The organism is Cupriavidus sp., assembly GCF_057315035.1.
This window is the reverse complement of record NZ_DBHKYV010000029.1, coordinates 16,485-32,886: the sequence shown is the minus strand read 5'-3', so window position 1 is coordinate 32,886 and position 16,402 is coordinate 16,485. Positions and strand designations below refer to the sequence as shown.

The 16,402-nt window shown below is 64.4% G+C and carries 14 protein-coding genes; 6 read left to right on the top strand and 8 right to left on the bottom strand.

Annotation, left to right across the window (positions count from 1 at the left end; all coding sequences use genetic code 11):
• Positions 1 to 3 precede the first annotated feature (3 nt).
• Together ACO550_RS27330 and ACO550_RS27325 are read right to left on the bottom strand one after the other, a co-directional pair.
• Entirely contained in the window at positions 4 to 1,194 is a 1,191-nt protein-coding gene (locus ACO550_RS27330) for a benzoate/H(+) symporter BenE family transporter (RefSeq protein ID WP_315596067.1), read from the bottom strand.
• Between the two features lie 58 nt (positions 1,195 to 1,252).
• Positions 1,253 to 2,188, bottom strand: a complete 936-nt coding sequence (locus tag ACO550_RS27325) for a transporter substrate-binding domain-containing protein (RefSeq protein WP_315596066.1) — start codon at positions 2,186 to 2,188, stop codon at positions 1,253 to 1,255.
• Positions 2,189 to 2,683: 495 nt separating this feature from the next.
• Here ACO550_RS27325 and ACO550_RS27320 point away from each other — a divergent pair, with 495 nt between their 5' ends.
• A complete protein-coding gene (locus tag ACO550_RS27320) occupies positions 2,684 to 4,606 on the top strand; it encodes an ATP-binding cassette domain-containing protein (RefSeq protein ID WP_315596065.1) in 1,923 nt (640 codons plus the stop codon).
• 167 nt (positions 4,607 to 4,773) lie between these two features.
• On the opposite strand, the gene ACO550_RS27315 is transcribed toward ACO550_RS27320, so the two are convergent.
• Entirely contained in the window at positions 4,774 to 4,899 is a 126-nt protein-coding gene (locus ACO550_RS27315; protein WP_315596064.1) for a hypothetical protein, read from the bottom strand.
• A gap of 1 nt (position 4,900) precedes the next feature.
• A complete protein-coding gene (locus tag ACO550_RS27310) occupies positions 4,901 to 6,112 on the bottom strand; it encodes an MFS transporter (RefSeq protein ID WP_315596146.1) in 1,212 nt (403 codons plus the stop codon).
• Between the two features lie 196 nt (positions 6,113 to 6,308).
• On the opposite strand from ACO550_RS27310, the gene ACO550_RS27305 reads away from it, so the two are divergent.
• The 5 genes from ACO550_RS27305 to ACO550_RS27285 all read left to right on the top strand — a co-directional run bounded on the left by ACO550_RS27305 (position 6,309) and on the right by ACO550_RS27285 (position 12,965).
• Positions 6,309 to 8,303: an ATP-binding protein gene (locus ACO550_RS27305; protein WP_315596063.1), complete on the top strand. Its 1,995-nt coding sequence runs from the start codon at positions 6,309 to 6,311 to the stop codon at positions 8,301 to 8,303.
• 21 nt (positions 8,304 to 8,324) lie between these two features.
• Positions 8,325 to 9,131 carry a lytic transglycosylase domain-containing protein gene (locus ACO550_RS27300; RefSeq protein ID WP_315596062.1) on the top strand — a complete coding sequence of 269 codons (807 nt, stop codon included), beginning with the start codon at positions 8,325 to 8,327 and terminating at the stop codon, positions 9,129 to 9,131.
• A gap of 129 nt (positions 9,132 to 9,260) precedes the next feature.
• A complete protein-coding gene (gene parC / locus ACO550_RS27295; RefSeq protein WP_315596061.1) occupies positions 9,261 to 11,591 on the top strand; it encodes a DNA topoisomerase IV subunit A in 2,331 nt (776 codons plus the stop codon).
• Between the two features lie 265 nt (positions 11,592 to 11,856).
• Positions 11,857 to 12,435, top strand: a complete 579-nt coding sequence (locus tag ACO550_RS27290; protein ID WP_315598501.1) for a chromate transporter — start codon at positions 11,857 to 11,859, stop codon at positions 12,433 to 12,435.
• Positions 12,435 to 12,965 (top strand): chromate transporter, encoded by a 531-nt coding sequence (locus tag ACO550_RS27285; RefSeq protein ID WP_315598500.1) that lies wholly within the window; start codon positions 12,435 to 12,437, stop codon positions 12,963 to 12,965. Before ACO550_RS27290 ends, ACO550_RS27285 begins: the two co-directional genes overlap by 1 nt.
• A gap of 39 nt (positions 12,966 to 13,004) precedes the next feature.
• On the opposite strand, the gene ACO550_RS27280 is transcribed toward ACO550_RS27285, so the two are convergent.
• The 4 genes from ACO550_RS27280 to ACO550_RS27265 all read right to left on the bottom strand — a co-directional run bounded on the left by ACO550_RS27280 (position 13,005) and on the right by ACO550_RS27265 (position 16,399).
• Positions 13,005 to 13,649 (bottom strand): glutathione S-transferase C-terminal domain-containing protein, encoded by a 645-nt coding sequence (locus ACO550_RS27280; RefSeq protein ID WP_315598499.1) that lies wholly within the window; start codon positions 13,647 to 13,649, stop codon positions 13,005 to 13,007.
• Between the two features lie 41 nt (positions 13,650 to 13,690).
• Positions 13,691 to 14,878 carry a PLP-dependent aminotransferase family protein gene (locus ACO550_RS27275; RefSeq protein WP_315598498.1) on the bottom strand — a complete coding sequence of 396 codons (1,188 nt, stop codon included), beginning with the start codon at positions 14,876 to 14,878 and terminating at the stop codon, positions 13,691 to 13,693.
• 72 nt (positions 14,879 to 14,950) lie between these two features.
• Positions 14,951 to 15,406, bottom strand: a complete 456-nt coding sequence (locus ACO550_RS27270) for an Atu1372/SO_1960 family protein (protein WP_315598497.1) — start codon at positions 15,404 to 15,406, stop codon at positions 14,951 to 14,953.
• A gap of 12 nt (positions 15,407 to 15,418) precedes the next feature.
• Positions 15,419 to 16,399 (bottom strand): DMT family transporter, encoded by a 981-nt coding sequence (locus ACO550_RS27265; RefSeq protein ID WP_315598496.1) that lies wholly within the window; start codon positions 16,397 to 16,399, stop codon positions 15,419 to 15,421.
• Positions 16,400 to 16,402: the final 3 nt, after the last annotated feature.

Sequence of the window (16,402 nt, the reverse complement as noted above, 5' to 3'; positions counted from 1 at the left end):
AGCCTAGTTGGACCTGGGCTCGCGCGGCTTGAGGATCAGCAGCGCGAGCATCCCGCCCACTACGCCCCAGAACGCCGAGCCCACGCCGGCCAGCGTCATGCCCGACGCGGTAATCATGAACGTCAGCAAGGCCGACTCGCGTTCCGCTGGCGTGTGCATGGCGACGGTCAGGCCATTGGCAATCGAACCCAGCAGCGCGAACGCGGCCACGGCCACCACCAGTGCCTTTGGAAACGCGGCGAACAACGCGGCGATGCTGGCCGCCATGACTCCCATGACCAGATAGCCGATGCCGCAGACCACGGCGGCCATGTAGCGGCGGCGCGGATCGGCGTCGGCCTGCGGGCCGGTACAGATTGCCGCGGTAATTGCCGCGAGGTTGATGCCGTGCGAACCGAACGGCGCCAGGATTGCCGAGGCCACGCCCGTTACCGCGATCAGCGGACTGGCTTGCACGTGGTAGCCGTCGGCGCGCAGTACCGCCAGGCCGGGAATGTTCTGCGATGCCAGCGCCACGATAAACAGCGGTACGGCAATGCTGACGAACGCCGATAGCGAGAATGCCGGGGTGGTCCATACCGGCATTGCCACCGCGAAGTGGAATTGTTCGAAATGCAGTTGGCCGAGCGCGCCGGCCAGCGCCACGCCAAGTGCCAGCACGCCGGGCACCGCATAGCGCGGCCACCAGCGGCGACCCAGCAGGTAAGCGGCGAACATCACCAGCAGCAACAGGGTCTGGTGCTGGGCCTGCACGAAGACATCGACGCTGATGCGGAACAGGATGCCGGCCAGCAGTGCCGACGCGATACTGGCTGGCAGCGTTTTCATGAGCTTGTCGAACCAGCCAGTCAGGCCCGCCGCGGTCATCAGCAGGGCGGCCATCAGGAATGCGCCGATGGCTTCGGGGTAGGGCACGCCGGGCAGGCTCGCAATCAGCAGCGCCGCACCGGGCGTAGACCAGGCCACGACGATCGGCACGCGCAGGAATAGCGACAACCCCAGCGTGGTGACGCCCATGCCAATCGACAATGCCCAGATCCATGACGAAATCTGGGCATCGGTCAGGTGCGCGGCTTGTCCGGCCTGGATCATTAGCACCAGCGAACTGGTGTAGCCGGTCAGCATGGCGATCAGCCCGGCCACCGTGGTCGATACGGACAGGTCGGACAGTTTGGGAGAAGCGGCGGCAGTCATGATGGTCGTGCGAAGAGAGGCCGGTATCTTCGCACGGGAACGGCCGCGGAGCAGGAATTCAGTCCGCGACCTTGTCGCTCGGGAACTTGAACGAATCGCGCAGCAGATAGCTCATCGGGATGTCGAGCGTGATGCCGTTGGGCGGAATCGGCTGCAGGAACCACTTGCGGTACAGCTTCTGGGTTTCCTGGTCGTAGATCGACGTGATCATGGCCTTGTCGACGAGTTTCTTGAACTCGGCGTCGTGCTTCGACAGCATGATCGCGTACGGTTCGATGGTCAGCAAATCGCCGGTGACGGTCAGTGCCGCCGGGTTTTTCGCATTGGCGCGCAGGCCGAACAGCAGCACGTCGTCCATCACGAATGCATCGGCGCGGCCCGATTCCACCATCGCGAATGCCTCGGCATGATCCTTGGCTTCCACGACCTTCCAGCCCATTGCCCCGGATTCATCCATCTTGCGGATCATTTCGAGCGGCGTGGTCTTGGTAGTCGAAACCACGGTCTTGCCCTTCAGGTCGCCCCATTTGCGGATGCCAGAGTCAGACTTCACCAGCATGCGGCTGCCGGCGATGTAGTGCGGAATCGTGAAGGCAACCTGGTCACGGCGTTCGCGGTTGTTGGTCGTGGAACCGCATTCCAGGTCGGCCTTGCCCTCGACGATGGCGGGAATGCGCGAGGCGGGCGTCACCGGTACCCAGTCCACCCGCAATTGCGGCAGCTTGAGCTGCGTGCGCAGGGCCTCGGCCACGCGCAGGCACAGGTCGACGGCGTAACCCATCGGCTTGCCGTCGGCCACGAACGAGAACGGCACCGAGCTTTCGCGATGGGCAATACGGATCGCGCCAGTCTGCTGGATGCGCAGCACCACCGAGTTTGGCGTGGCGGCCTGCGCTACCGGGATAGCCGGCGCACAGAGCAGGGTGGCAAGGGATAAAACGACAAGCGCCAGGCCTCGGAGCGAGGCACGGCGCGGCAGGCCCGAATTGGTCATGAATGACACCCGTCAAAAATAGTCAGGAAATAACCCTGGCGGCGCGTTGGCCGCCGCTGGCCGGATAGGTCCGGCTCTGTCACTGCTGGTTGCTGCGGTACCGCTGTCGTTGTGCGTTCGGAGAAATCCAATGGCGCGCTGATTGTTCCACGGCCGGCGGGCGGGGCACAACTGCAACTACTAGTGGCGGCGTTCAACGTTCCCGGCGCGCAACGCTTCGAAGCGCGGCGGGTTGACGGGGACTTTCCCTTACGGATTTGTCCGACTTCAGGTGTAGGTCGCCGATGGCTATGCTTCAGTCGTGCCTTGCGAGCAGGGCACCGAGGAGAGACTCTTGGGGCCCGTTCCAACCGAACGGGCCTTTTCTTTTTCTCGCTGCCCGCCGCTGGCGCGGGTGCTCGTCCCGGGTGTTCGTCCTGGACGTCCGTCCCAGTCGTCTACAATTCGGGCCTGCCTGCGCGCCGGCTCCCGGCGCCGCTTACCTGTCTTCGCACCATGGCCCTGTTCTCCATTTCCAATGCCCAACTGGCCTTTGGCCACGTGGCATTGCTCGACCACACCGATTTTTCGCTCGAAGCTGGCGAGCGCGTTGGCCTGATTGGCCGTAATGGCTCGGGCAAATCGTCGCTGCTGCGCATCGTGGCCGGCATGTCCGCGCCCGACGACGGCCTGATTGCGCGCCAGAGCGGCGTGACGTCGGCCTATGTGGCGCAAGAGCCACAGTTCGCGCCCGGCCTGACGGTTTTCGATGCCGTGAGCCAGGGCATGGGCGAAGCGCACGACCTGCTGCTGCGCTACGACGCCGCGCTGGCCCGGCTCGACACCCACCACGACGAAGCCACGCTGGCGGAACTACACCGCGTGCAGGCCGAGCTCGATGCTGCCGATGCGTGGCAACTGCGTACCCGCGTGGAAACCACGCTGGCCCGGCTGGGCCTGGACCCGCACGGGCGTGTGGACGCACTGTCGGGTGGGCTGCAGAAGCGCGTGGCGCTGGCGCAGGGGTTGGTGGCCGAGCCCGACATCCTGTTGCTCGACGAACCGACCAACCACCTCGATGTGGAAGCGATCCGCTGGCTCGAAGACCTGTTGCTCGGTTTTCGCGGCAGCGTATTGCTGATTACCCACGACCGGGCTTTCCTGGACCGCGTGGCAACGCGCATCGTGGAACTCGACCGCGGCCGGCTGGTGTCCTTCCCGGGCAACTTCGCCGCATACCAGACCCGCAAGGCCGAGCTGCTGGCCAATGAAGCGGTGGAGCAGGCCAAATTCGACAAGCTGCTGGCCCAGGAGGAAGTCTGGATCCGCAAGGGCGTGGAAGCGCGCCGTACACGCAGCGTGGCACGTGTGCAGCGATTGGTGACGATGCGCACCGAACGTGCCGCGCGGCGCGAGGTACAGGGCAACGTGAGGCTCGAAGTGTCGCAGGCCGACCGTTCGGGCAAGATCGTGGCCGAGTTGATCGATGTGTCGAAGGCCTATGGCGACAAGGTTGTGGTGCGCGATTTCACCGCGACCATCATGCGCGGCGACAAAGTGGGCCTGATCGGTCCGAACGGCGTGGGCAAGACCACGCTGTTGCGACTGATCCTGGGCGAACTGCCGCCCGATAGCGGCACGGTCCGCAATGGCAGCAACCTGCAGGTCGCCTATTTCGACCAGATGCGCACCGCGCTCGATCTGGAAAAATCGCTGGCCGATACCATCAGCCCGGGTAGTGACTGGGTGGAGGTCAACGGGCAGCGCAAGCACGTGATGAGTTACCTGGGCGATTTCCTGTTTGCCCCGGAACGGGCACGCTCGCCGGTCAAGTCGCTGTCAGGGGGCGAGCGCAACCGCCTGCTGCTGGCACGCCTGTTCGCGCGGCCGGCCAATGTGCTGGTGCTCGACGAACCGACCAACGACCTTGATATCGACACGCTCGAACTGCTGGAAGAATTGCTGCAGGACTATGGCGGCACCGTGTTCCTGGTCTCGCACGACCGGGCATTCCTGGACAACGTGGTGACGTCGACGATTGCCTCCGAAGGCGCTGGCCAATGGCGTGAGTCCGTGGGCGGCTATTCCGACTGGGAGGAACAGTCGGCGCGTGCGCTGACGCTGCAGGCCGCCAAAGCGGAACAGAAAGCAGCCGAGGCACCGAAGCAGAACACGCGCGATGCACGCGGCGCCAACCGGACGGTCAAGCTTTCGTACAAGGAGCAGCGCGAGCTAGACGGCCTGCCCGAACGCATGTCCGCGCTGGAATCGGAGCAGAAGACCATCAGCGCGCAACTGGAAGACGGTCAGCTCTACGCCACCGATCCCGCCCGGGCTGCTGAACTGGCCGCGCGTCACGACGAGATCGAGATGGAACTGCTGGAAGCGCTGGAGCGCTGGGAAGTACTGGAGAAGAAAACCAAGGGCGAAGGCGTTTGATATTCCCACTCGGTTTTTTCTCCCCTCGCCCGCATGGCGGGAGAGGGGCCGGGGGAGAGGGTCAGCGGTTCAAACTGGGACAAGTCGCAATTTGAACCTCGATGCCCTCTCCCCCAACCCCTCTCCCGCGCGCGGGAGAGGGGAGCTGGTTTGGCGGTGGTGCAAATTCATCCGCACCATGCCAGCACCATATTGGTCAGGTCGACCATGAACGCCGGGCGCAGGTAGGCCAGGAAGCCCAGCGTCAGTACCACCGCCAGGGCCAGGTAGCCGCATCCCTTTGCCCAGTTCATGTCACACCGGCACTGGCTGCGGACGCACCAGCGCCTGCTCGCGGATCGGCAGGTTGACCAGTGCGGCCAGCACACCCAGCACGATCGCGATCATCCACACCGTGTTGTAGCTGCCGGTCTTGTCAAACAGGTAGCCGCCCAGCCATGCGCCAAGGAAGCTGCCGATCTGGTGCGAGAAAAACACCACGCCTGACAGCATCGACAGGTACTTCACGCCAAATACCTGCGCGATGATGCCGTTGGTCAGCGGTACCGTAGAGAGCCACAGGAAGCCCATCAGTGCGGCAAATATCCACGTGCTCCACGCGGTCAGCGGCAGCAGCAGATAGCCGGCGATCACGATCGAGCGCGTGATGTAGATCGACGACAGCAGATAGCGCTTTGGCATGCGCTGGCCCATCGCGCCCGCCGTATAGGTGCCGAAGACATTGAACAGGCCGATCAGTGCCAGGGCCACCGTGGCGATCTTGACGTCGACCAGGCCGCGATCCTTGAGGTATGGCGCCAGATGCACGCCGATGAATACCACCTGGAAGCCGCACACAAAATAGCCGAGCGTCAGCAACTGGAAATTGCGGTTGCCGAACGCTTCGCGCGTGGCCTCGCCAATGGTCTGGTGGTGGCCGCCGGTGCTGGCCGCCATCTTCGGTTCGCGCAGCGTCAAAGCCATCGGCAGCATGAAGCACGCAAGGAAGGCCAGCACGAACAGCGCGTTCTGCCAGCCCACCGTGGAAATCAGCGTCTGTTCCACCGGAATCATCAGGAACTGGCCGAACGAACCGGCTGCCGCCGCGATGCCCATGGCCCAGACACGTTTCTCGGCGCTGGCCACGCGGCCGATCACGCCATAGACCACGCTGTAGGTAGTGCCCGACTGCGCGATGCCGATCAGCACCCCCGCACCCGTGGCGAAGGCCGTGCCGCTGGTGGCCAGTGCCATCACGATCAGGCCGGCCACATAGAGCGCAATACCCACCAGCATGATGCGCAGGGCGCCGAACTTGTCGGCCAGCGCGCCGGTAATCGGCTGGCTGGCGCCCCACATCAGGTTCTGCAGCGCCAGCGCGAACGCAAAGGTCTCGCGGTTCCAGCCGTGGGTTTGCGTGATGGGCATGTTGAACAGGCCGAAGCCATGCCGGATGCCCATGGAGAGGGTGACGAGCAGGCCGCCACATACCAGTACGGTGGTGAGGGAAAGTTTGCGATCGGTCATGTCGGGTTTTGCATTGTCTGTATTGTTCTTGTTGTGCGCGATGGTGCTGGCCGCCGAGTTTACTCCGGGCATGGTTTTCGTGCCGAACTCTGCATTGCGGGGGCCTTCCAAAAAGGATTGCGGTCTCGCCCATCCATTACAATGCAGCGCAACCCGGCCGTGGACGGCCGGGATACCTACTATCCGTATCGACTCCATGGCGAGCAAAACCAGTCAGTACAGCGAATCTTCCATCCGGGTCCTGAAGGGCCTGGAGCCGGTCAAGCAACGGCCCGGCATGTACACCCGTACCGACAACCCCCTGCATATCGTGCAGGAGGTGATCGATAACGCGTCAGACGAAGCGCTGGGTGGCCACGGCACAGAGATCCTGGTCACGCTGCATCGTGACGGCAGCATCAGCGTGGAAGACGACGGCCGCGGCATTCCGGTGGGTATCCACCCCGAGGAAGGCGTGCCCGTGGTGGAAATCGTCTTCACGCGTCTGCATGCGGGCGGCAAGTTCGACAAGGGCAAGGGCGGCGCCTATGCATTCTCGGGCGGCCTGCACGGTGTGGGCGTGTCCGTGACCAATGCACTGTCCACCCGCCTTGACGTCACCGTCTGGCGCGATGGCGCCATGTCGACGCTGACGTTCGAGCATGGCGGCGAGGTGACCCGTCCGCTCGAAAGCCGCAAGCTCGAACGCGGCGAAAAGAAGGGCGGCACGCGCGTGCAGGTCTGGCCCGACGCCAAGTATTTCGATTCGGGTGCCATCCCGATGGCGGAACTGCAGCGCCTGCTGCGCTCCAAGGCTGTGCTGCTGCCTGGCGTGAAGGTCACGCTGGTGATCGAGAAGAGCGGCGAACAGACCGTCTGGCAATACGAACAGGGCCTGAAGGGCTACCTGGTCGAGGCGCTGGCGCAGGGTAGCGGTGCCGAACTGGTGATCCCGATGTTCGAGGGCGAGCACTTTGCCGATCCGGACAAGAATGCCGGTGAAGAAGGTTTTGCCGACGGCGAAGGCGCGTCATGGGTGGTGGCGTGGACCGAAGATGGTGCCCCGGTGCGCGAGTCCTATGTGAACCTGATTCCCACGCCGGCCGGCGGCACGCACGAGTCCGGCCTGCGCGAAGGCCTGTTCCTGGCGGTCAAGAGCTTTATCGAGATGCACTCGCTGCAGCCCAAGGGCGTGAAGCTGATGAGCGAAGACGTCTTTGCGCGTGCTTCGTTCGTGCTGTCCGCCAAGGTGCTGGACCCGCAATTCCAGGGCCAGATCAAGGAACGCCTGAACAGCCGCGACGCCGTGCGCCTGGTGTCCACATTCAGCCGCCCGGCACTGGAGCTCTGGCTCAACCACCATGTCGATTACGGCAAGAAGCTGGCCGAACTGGTGATCCGCCAAGCCCAGGCCCGCACGCGCGCCGCGCAGAAGGTGGAAAAGAAGAAGGGCTCCGGCGTGGCCGTGCTGCCCGGCAAGCTCACCGACTGCGAATCGACCGACGTCACGCGCAACGAGATCTTCCTGGTCGAAGGCGACTCGGCCGGCGGTTCGGCCAAGATGGGCCGCGACAAGGAATTCCAGGCCATCCTGCCGCTGCGCGGCAAGGTGCTCAACACCTGGGAGACCGAGCGCGACCGCCTGTTCGCCAACAATGAAGTGCACGATATCGCGGTGGCGATCGGCGTGGACCCGCATGGCCCCGACGACGAGCCCGACCTGTCGAACCTGCGTTACGGCAAGATCTGTATCCTGTCCGATGCCGACGTCGACGGCGCGCATATCCAGGTACTGCTGCTGACGTTGTTCTTCCGCCATTTTCCGAAGCTGATCGAGAACGGCAACGTCTGCGTGGCGCGCCCGCCGTTGTTCCGTGTGGATGCGCCTGCACGCGGCAAGAAGCCAGCGCAGAAGCTCTATGCGCTGGACGAAGGCGAACTCGAAGCCATCCAGGACAAGTTGCTCAAGGATGGCGTCAAGGACGGCGCATGGCAGATCTCGCGCTTCAAGGGCCTGGGTGAAATGAACGCCGAGCAGCTCTGGGAGACGACCATGAATCCCGATACGCGCCGGCTGCTGCCGGTGGCGCTGGGCGAATTCGACCAGTTGCAGACCGTCACCATGATGAACATGCTGATGGGCAAGGGCGAAGCGTCGCAACGCCGCAGCTGGCTTGAAGAGAAGGGCAACGAGGTGGTCGCCGACATCTGACGGCCGATACAAGGAGTAACGATGCAGGAACGGACAGGGCAAACGCGATGGGCAGCACGGGCGACGCGCCTGGCATGCGCGCTCGCCGTGCTCGGTTCGTGCTGCATCGCGGCTCCCGCGCATGCCGAATTGTGGGGTTACGTCGATAGCGACGGTGTGGCGCATTTTGCCGATGCGAAGCTCGATGGCCGCTACCAGCTGTTCATGAAGGACGGCGGGCAGTTCGATTCGGGCGACCTGGGGCATCGCGGTGTGATCACGCTGTCGGACAAGGCCAATCCGGATCGCGCCAAACTGTTCCGCTACATGCTCAACCACCCGAATATCCGGCTGGTCGAACCGATCATCGAAAAAGCTGCGGAGGCCCAGAACGTGGACCCCGCGCTGGTGAAAGCGGTCATGGCAGTGGAAAGCGGCTTCAATGCCTCGGCGGTCTCGCCCAAGGGGGCCATTGGCCTGATGCAGGTGATACCGGACACGGGCGCGCGCTTCGGCATCGCGGCCGACAAGCGTCGCACGGTCGAGCAGAAGCTGGCTGACCCGAAACTGAACATCTCGGCTGGCGTACGTTACCTGCGCTTCCTGATGGAGCTGTTCCCGAACAACCTGGAACTGGTGCTGGCCGCGTACAACGCCGGAGAAGGGGCGGTGCAGCGCTACAACAACCAGATTCCGCCGTTCCCCGAGACCCGCCAGTATGTCAGCACCGTGCTTGAGTTCTACCGCCTGTACCAGCCTGCCGGTCCCTCCGGGGCCCGCGTGTTGCGCACGGGCGTGGCGGCCGAGCGGGTGCGGATGGTGATCGGTGGCCGCCGCCCGATGCCGTAAAGGTGTTGCTGGCCGGCACTTACGGCAGCATCGTCATCCACTTCCTTTAGAATCCCACGCTGACTGCAACAGCCAGCGGGCGGAACGTCCTGGGTTTTCCCGGTTCCGGTCGCTGAAACCTTGCCAACCATGGATCAAGCAGATACTACGTTTCAGCCCGAAGAGCCGGCCGATTCGCTGACCCTCGCACGGTACGCCGAGCGCGCCTACCTCGACTACGCGGTCAGCGTGGTCAAGGGCCGCGCCCTGCCCGAAGTGGCCGATGGCCAGAAGCCCGTGCAGCGCCGCATTCTCTTTGCAATGCAGGCGATGGGGCTGCGCGCCGATGCCAAGCCAGTGAAGTCGGCCCGCGTGGTCGGCGAGGTGCTCGGTAAATTCCACCCGCACGGCGACCAGTCGGCCTACGACGCGCTGGTGCGTCTGGCGCAGGACTTCTCGCTGCGCTACCCGCTGATCGACGGCCAGGGCAACTTCGGCTCGCGCGATGGCGACGGCGCGGCGGCAATGCGCTACACCGAAGCGCGCCTGACGCCGATCTCACGGCTGTTGCTCGATGAGATCGACATGGGCACGGTCGACTTCCTGCCCAACTACGACGGGTCGGAAGAAGAACCAAAGCTGCTGCCCGCGCGACTGCCGTTCGTGCTGCTCAATGGCGCGTCCGGCATTGCCGTGGGCATGGCCACGGAAATCCCGCCGCACAACCTGCGCGAGGTGGCCGGCGCCGCGGTGGCGATGATCCGCAACCCGAACATCTCGCTGGCCGAGTTGCTGGCGATCATGCCCGGTCCCGACTATCCGGGCGGTGGCCAGATCATCTCGCCGGCCTCGGAAATCGCCCAGATCTACGAAGGCGGCCGCGGCAGCCTGAAGGTGCGCGCGCGCTGGACCATCGAGGAAATGGCGCGTGGCCAGTGGCAACTGGTGGTGACCGAACTGCCGCCGAACACCTCGGCGCAGAAGGTGCTCGAGGAAATCGAGGAAATCACCAATCCGAAGATCCGCACTGGCAAGAAGGCGCTGACGCCGGAGCAGACCCAACTCAAGACGACCGTGCTGGCCGTGCTGGACGCAGTGCGCGACGAGTCGGGCAAGGATGCGCCGGTGCGGCTGGTATTCGAGCCCAAGAGCAAGAACACCGAGCAGCAGGAATTCATCCAGACGTTGCTGGCCCATACCAGCCTGGAATCGGGCGCGCCGATCAACCTGGTGATGATCGGCACCGATGGCCGGCCGCGGCAGAAGGGCCTGCAGGAAATCCTGCGCGAATGGATCGAATTCCGCTTTGCCACGGTGACCCGGCGCACGCGCTTCCAGCTGAACAAGGTGGAAGACCGCATCCATATCCTCGAAGGACGGATGCTGGTACTGCTGAACATCGACCAGGTGATCCGCATCATCCGCGAAAGCGACGAGCCCAAGCCCGCGCTGATCGAGGCGTTCCGCCTGTCCGACCGTCAGGCCGAGGACATCCTGGAAATCCGGCTGCGCCAGCTGGCGCGTCTGGAAGCCATCAAGATCGAGCAGGAACTGGCCAAGCTGCGCGACGAGCAGGCCGAACTCGATGTACTGCTGAAATCCGAGACCATGATGCGTCGCAAGATCATCAAGGAGATTGAACAGGATGCCAAGCAGTACAGCCCCGAGGACAAGGATCCGCGCCGCACGCTGATCCAGGAAGCCAGCCGTGCCGCTGCCGAGGTAAAGGTGATCGACGAACCGGTCACGGTGATCGTTTCGGGCAAGGGCTGGGTGCGCACGCGCCAGGGCCACGGCCACGATCCGTCGCAGTTCACGTTCAAGGCTGGCGACAACCTCTACGGCACGTTTGAATGCCGGACCGTCGATACGCTGCTGGCATTCGGCAGCAATGGCCGGGCCTATTCGGTGGCCGTTGCCGGCTTGCCGGGCGGCCGCGGCGACGGGGTCCCGGTGACCACGCTGATCGACCTTGCCGCGGGTTCGCAGATTGCCCACACGTTCGCGGGTGGTGCGGAACAACGGATGCTGGTCGCCACGGCCGGCGGCAATGGCTTTGTTACCAAGGTCGGCGACATGATCAGCCGCCAGAAGGCTGGCAAGGCCTTCATCACGCTCGACGAAGGCGACAGTATCCTGCCGCCCACGCCGATCGGCGACGAGGCCACCCACGTGGCGTGCTTCTCGGCCAATGGACGCCTGTTGCTGGTGGGCCTGGACGAGGTCAAGGTGCTGTCGGCCGGTGGCCGTGGCGTGATCCTGATGGAACTGGAGCCGAAGGAAACGCTGGAGCAGGCAGTGGCCGTTGGGGCGCCGGGGCTGATGATTTCCGGTACCGGCATGCGCGGTGGCAAGGTGCCGCCGCAGAAACTGGCTGGCAAGACGCTGCTGCCTTACGTGGGCAAGCGCGCCCGCAAGGGCAAGGCAATCGAGCCGCGGCTGAAGGAAGTGAAGCTGGAACCGGTGAAGGCGCCCGAGTAATTGCTCTCGGTTTTCTCCCCTCTCCCGCGAGCGGGAGAGGGGCGGGGGAGAGGGCCAGCGCATCAAGACGCGACAGTCGCAATTTGAAGCGCCATGCCCTCACCCCCAACCCCTCTCCCGCACTGCGGGAGAGGGGAGCCTGAAAGCCAACGCAACATCGCGTTATCGCCAAACGCGACCCCCTCTTGCCAATTCGTGATGGCCCCGCATGCACGTGGGCGTCGGATTCTGCCGTACCATGTCGGCAGCCCGCACCATCACGATCATGTCCTCCACGCCCCTGCTCGTCGAGCCAGAACTCGCACCGCCTCCCACGCCTCGTACGCTGTTTTTCGAGTTTGCCCGCATGGGCCTGTCGGGCTTTGGCGGCGTGTTGCCATTTGTCCGGCGCTCGGTGGTCGAACGTAACCGCTGGCTCAATGACCGCGATTTCGTTGAGATCCTGAGCATGGGCCAGGTGTTGCCCGGCCCCAACGTGATCAACCTGGCGCTGATGCTGGGCCTGCGTTTTGCCGGGTTGCGCGGTGCGCTGGCCGCGTTCAGCGGCCTCGTATTCGTGCCGATGGTGGCGGTGCTGTGTGCGATGGGCGTGTATCTACGTTTCCAGGATGTACCGCAGGTGCGGCAGATGCTGGCCGGCATGACAGCCGTGGCGGCAGGGCTGGTGCTTTCCACCGGCGTGAAGCTTGCGCAGAGCCAGCCGCGTTCGGTGCGCGCGGTCATGGTGGGGGTGGCGGCCTTCGTCGCGATCGGGTGGTTGCGCTGGCCATTGTTGCCGGTGATGGCGGTGCTGGTGCCGGTTGCGCTGGTGCTCGAATATCGCGCCATGCGCAAGGGGGCATGATGGCGCCTCCGGAAATCCTGCGCGATCTGCTCGGTCATTTCAGCATGCTGTCGCTGCTGGCCGTGGGGGGCGGCGGTACGGTCATTCCCGATATGCACCGCTACCTGGTGGAGTCGAGGAGCTGGATGACCGATGAACAGTTCGCCGCGCTGTACGCGATCTCGCAAGCATCGCCGGGCCCCAACATCCTGTTTGTCGCGCTGTTTGGCTGGCAGGTGGCTGGCGCCGCAGGGGCATTCGCGTCGATGGTTGGCATCTGCGGGCCCTCGAGCGTGATTGCGCTCGGATTCGAATACTTTGCGGGAAGATCACCGCATGCGGTGTGGCCGGGCCTGATCCGGCGCGGCTTGTCGGCGTTGACGATCGGCTTGCTGATGTCGACCGGCTGGGTGCTGGCCAGCAGTGTCGACCACAAATGGACTGCGGTGGTGGTGACGCTGGTGACAGTGGGTTTGATGCTGAAAACCCGTGTGCACCCGCTGGTGCTGGTGGGTCTGGGGGCCGGAGCAGGGTTGCTGGGGCTGGTTTAGCTTTTGGATCTGGCTCCCGGAGGGAGCCAGATCAACAAACTACTTCAACGGCAACACAAGGATCCCGGTCGCTGCGGGCCTGGCGCGCATGGCTGCCAGCCAGCGTTCGAGGTTCGGCCGCGGCGTATGGGTCATCGGCATGCCCATCCAGCGGTGCGCGGCGCAGGCCAGCGAGATATCGGCCATGGTGAACCGGTCACCGCCAATGAACTCGCGGTTGGTCAGTGCATCGTCCAGCATCTTGGCCAGCGGCTCGGTGCGTTCGCATGATTTGGCGATCACCGCCTCGTCACGCTGTTCGGCCGCTACGCGTACCAGTTGCAGGAAGGCCTGCACCATGGCCGGACTGAAGGTGGTGGTCTGCCAGTCCATCCAGCGGTCCGCCGAGGCGCGTGCCTTGACGTCCGACGGCCATAGCGTGTCCTCACCGTAGCGCGCGCACAGGTAGCGCACGATCGCATTCGATTCCCACAGTACGAACGGTTCACCAGCTACGTCGGTGTCGCGGAAATCCTCGATCACCGGGATCATGCGGTTCGGGTTCAGCCGTATATAGGCTTCCGAATCGAGTTCACCCTTCTGGTTGCCGATATCGATACGCTCGTGGTCCAGGTGCAGCTCGCGCGCGCACCAGACCACCTTCTGCACGTTGATCGACGACAACCTGCCCCAGATGCGCAGCATGGAATGCGGTTCCCCTGGTGTTGTCATGGCGTGCCTTGGTTTCAGGCCGCGCGAACTTGCGGCGCTGCCTTGGCGATGGCCTCGCGGAACACTTCGCCCAGGATCGTCACGCCCTGTTCGATACGCTCCTGCGGCACGGTCACGAATGCCAGGCGCAGCGTGTTCATGCGCGGGTTGCCGGCGAAGAACGGCGCGCCCGGCACGTAGGCCACATTGCGGCGCACGGCTTCTTCCAGGATCGTCATGCTGTTCAGGCCTTCGGGCAGTTCCACCCAGATGAACATGCCGCCTTCCGGGGTGTTCCACGTCACGCCCTCGGGCATATGACGCTTCAGTGCATCGAGCATGTAGTTGCACTGCTTGCCGTACAGGTCGCGAATGGTCGGGATGTGCGTTTCGAGGAAGCCATCCTTGACCGTTTCATAGGCGATGCGCTGCGTGAATGTAGGCGTGTGCAGGTCAGATGCCTGCTTGGCCTGGCACAGCTTGAAATGCAGGTCGGGCGGAGCGATCACGAAGCCCAGGCGCATGCCCGGAGCCAGGATCTTCGAGAACGAGCCCATGTAGATCACGCCGTCCGGGTTCATCGACAGCAGCGTCGGCAACTGGCTGCCGGCGTAGCTCAGTTCGCCATACGGATCGTCTTCCACCAGCAGGATGCCCAGTTCCTGCGCGCGCTTGACCAGAGCCTGGCGGCGCTCCAGCGGCAGGCGGCGGCCGGTGGGGTTCTGGAAATTCGGCAGGGCGTACAGGAAGCGCGCACCGGCGGTCAGTTCGGGGGTGAGCGACTCGGGAATCAGGCCCTTGTCGTCGGTCGGGATCGACACGAACTCGGGTTCGAACAGCGAGAACGCCTGCAGCGCACCGAGGTAGCTCGGCGTTTCCACCAGCACCGGGCTGCCCGGATCGATCATGACCTTGGCAATCAGGTCCAGCGCCTGTTGCGAGCCGGTGGTGATCATCACGCGTTCCACGCCGACGTTGTAGCGCTTCGCCACGAACTCGCGCAGCGGCAGATAGCCTTCGGTGGCCGCATATTGCAGTGCACCTTGCGGGTTATCGGCGAATACGCGGGCCACCGCCGCTTCCATGGCCGCTACCGGGAACGATGCCGGCGAGGGCAGTCCGCCGGCGAACGAAATGACTTCCGGGCGCTCGGTGACTTTCAGGATTTCGCGGATGGCCGAGCTGGTCAGTTGCTGTGCCCGGCGGGAGATGGCCCATTTCATGATGTGTCTCGTGGTGGGGTAAGTCGTTGCCGGACCATTCGTATTGGCCCGGCGTTGTTGTACAGGCAGTGATCAGGCGATCTCGACGATCATTTCAATTTCCACGCAGGCACCCAGCGGGATTTGCGCCACGCCGAACGCGCTGCGGGCGTGCTTGCCTTTTTCGCCAAACACTTCGGCGAGGAATTCTGAGCAGCCGTTGGTCACCAGGTGCTGCTCGGTAAATTCCAGCGTGGAGTTCACCAGGCTCATCACCTTGACGATGCGCGTGACGCGGTTCAGGTCACCGATATGGCCGTGCAGCGTGGCCAGCAGGTCGATGGCGATGCTGCGCGCGGCCTGCTGGCCGGTTGCGGTGTCGATATCCTTGCCGAGCTTGCCAGCCCATGGCTTGCCATCCTTGCGGGCGATATGGCCCGACAGGAATACGGTGTTACCGGTGGTCGCGGCCATCACATAGGCAGCGGCCGGGGCGCCGGCGGTGGGCAGTTCCACGCCCAGGCGGGCAAGGGTGTCGTAGACGGACATGCGTGACTCCTGTCAGTGAATGCGTCCTGGAAGAATTGGGGGCGTTTCCCCAGCCGTACTGGCTGGTGTCGTGGCGGGTGCGGTGTTGCGCACGGCGGCGCGCCGGCCGAGTGCCACCACGGCAATCACCGCGGCCGCAAAGGCGACGGTGGCGGCATCGAGTGGCTCGGCCAGGATCAGGGCGCCGCCCGCCAGCGTGAGGAACGGCTGCAGCAATTGTATCTGGCCTACGCGGGCTACGCCTCCTTTTGCAAGACCGGCGTACCAGAACAGGAAACCGATGAACATCGAGAACACCGACACATAGGCCATGCCCAGCCACGCGCGCGGCGATGCGGCGACGATGCCGGCGGCATCGGTGACTCCCAGCCACGCCACGATGGGCAGCAGCACCGGCAGCGATACGACCAGCGCCCAGCTGATGGTTTCCAGCCCGCCCAGCTCGCGCGACAGCTTGCCGCCTTCGGCATAGCCAAGTGCGCCAAGTACCACGGCCAGGAACAGGTACCAGTCGGCGTGTTGCAGCCCGCCCGCGCCTTGCCACAATGCAAAGCCCACCACCAGCATGCTGCCAGCCATGGCCGAGAGCCAGAAGCCGGCCGAGGGCCGCTCGTTGCCGAACCAAGCCGCGAATACGGCGGTGGCCAACGGCAGCAGCCCGATTACGATCGCGCCGTGACCGGCCGGCACCTCACACATGGCCAGCGACGAAAACAGCGGAAAGCCGACCACCACGCCCAACGCCGTGACGGCCAGCCGTAGCCATTGGCGCCCGTGGGGCCGCTTCGCCTCGGCCATTGCGCCGCGCGCGAACAACAGGATCAGTGCCAACGCTGCTGCGATCACGGCGCGCGCCAGCGCCACGAACGTGGCATCGAGCTCGGCCACGGCCATGCGAGTGAACGGCAGCGTCTGGCTGAAAATCGCCACGCCGACAAAGCCCAGCAGCATGCCGCCGGATTGGGGATGGGGAAGATGTGCAGTGCGGGTCATGGC

Excerpts from the sequence above, each read along its gene's own strand:
- ACO550_RS27330 (WP_315596067.1), bottom strand. The coding sequence starts at position 1,194 with ATGACTGCCGCCGCTTCTCCCAAACTGTCCGACCTGTCCGTATCGACC.
- ACO550_RS27325 (WP_315596066.1), bottom strand. The coding sequence starts at position 2,188 with ATGACCAATTCGGGCCTGCCGCGCCGTGCCTCGCTCCGAGGCCTGGCG.
- ACO550_RS27320 (WP_315596065.1), top strand. The coding sequence starts at position 2,684 with ATGGCCCTGTTCTCCATTTCCAATGCCCAACTGGCCTTTGGCCACGTG.
- ACO550_RS27315 (WP_315596064.1), bottom strand. The coding sequence starts at position 4,899 with ATGAACTGGGCAAAGGGATGCGGCTACCTGGCCCTGGCGGTGGTACTG.
- ACO550_RS27310 (WP_315596146.1), bottom strand. The coding sequence starts at position 6,112 with ATGACCGATCGCAAACTTTCCCTCACCACCGTACTGGTATGTGGCGGC.
- ACO550_RS27305 (WP_315596063.1), top strand. The coding sequence starts at position 6,309 with ATGGCGAGCAAAACCAGTCAGTACAGCGAATCTTCCATCCGGGTCCTG.
- ACO550_RS27300 (WP_315596062.1), top strand. The coding sequence starts at position 8,325 with ATGCAGGAACGGACAGGGCAAACGCGATGGGCAGCACGGGCGACGCGC.
- parC (WP_315596061.1), top strand. The coding sequence starts at position 9,261 with ATGGATCAAGCAGATACTACGTTTCAGCCCGAAGAGCCGGCCGATTCG.
- ACO550_RS27290 (WP_315598501.1), top strand. The coding sequence starts at position 11,857 with ATGTCCTCCACGCCCCTGCTCGTCGAGCCAGAACTCGCACCGCCTCCC.
- ACO550_RS27285 (WP_315598500.1), top strand. The coding sequence starts at position 12,435 with ATGGCGCCTCCGGAAATCCTGCGCGATCTGCTCGGTCATTTCAGCATG.
- ACO550_RS27280 (WP_315598499.1), bottom strand. The coding sequence starts at position 13,649 with ATGCTGCGCATCTGGGGCAGGTTGTCGTCGATCAACGTGCAGAAGGTG.
- ACO550_RS27275 (WP_315598498.1), bottom strand. The coding sequence starts at position 14,878 with ATGAAATGGGCCATCTCCCGCCGGGCACAGCAACTGACCAGCTCGGCC.
- ACO550_RS27270 (WP_315598497.1), bottom strand. The coding sequence starts at position 15,406 with ATGTCCGTCTACGACACCCTTGCCCGCCTGGGCGTGGAACTGCCCACC.
- ACO550_RS27265 (WP_315598496.1), bottom strand. The coding sequence starts at position 16,399 with ATGACCCGCACTGCACATCTTCCCCATCCCCAATCCGGCGGCATGCTG.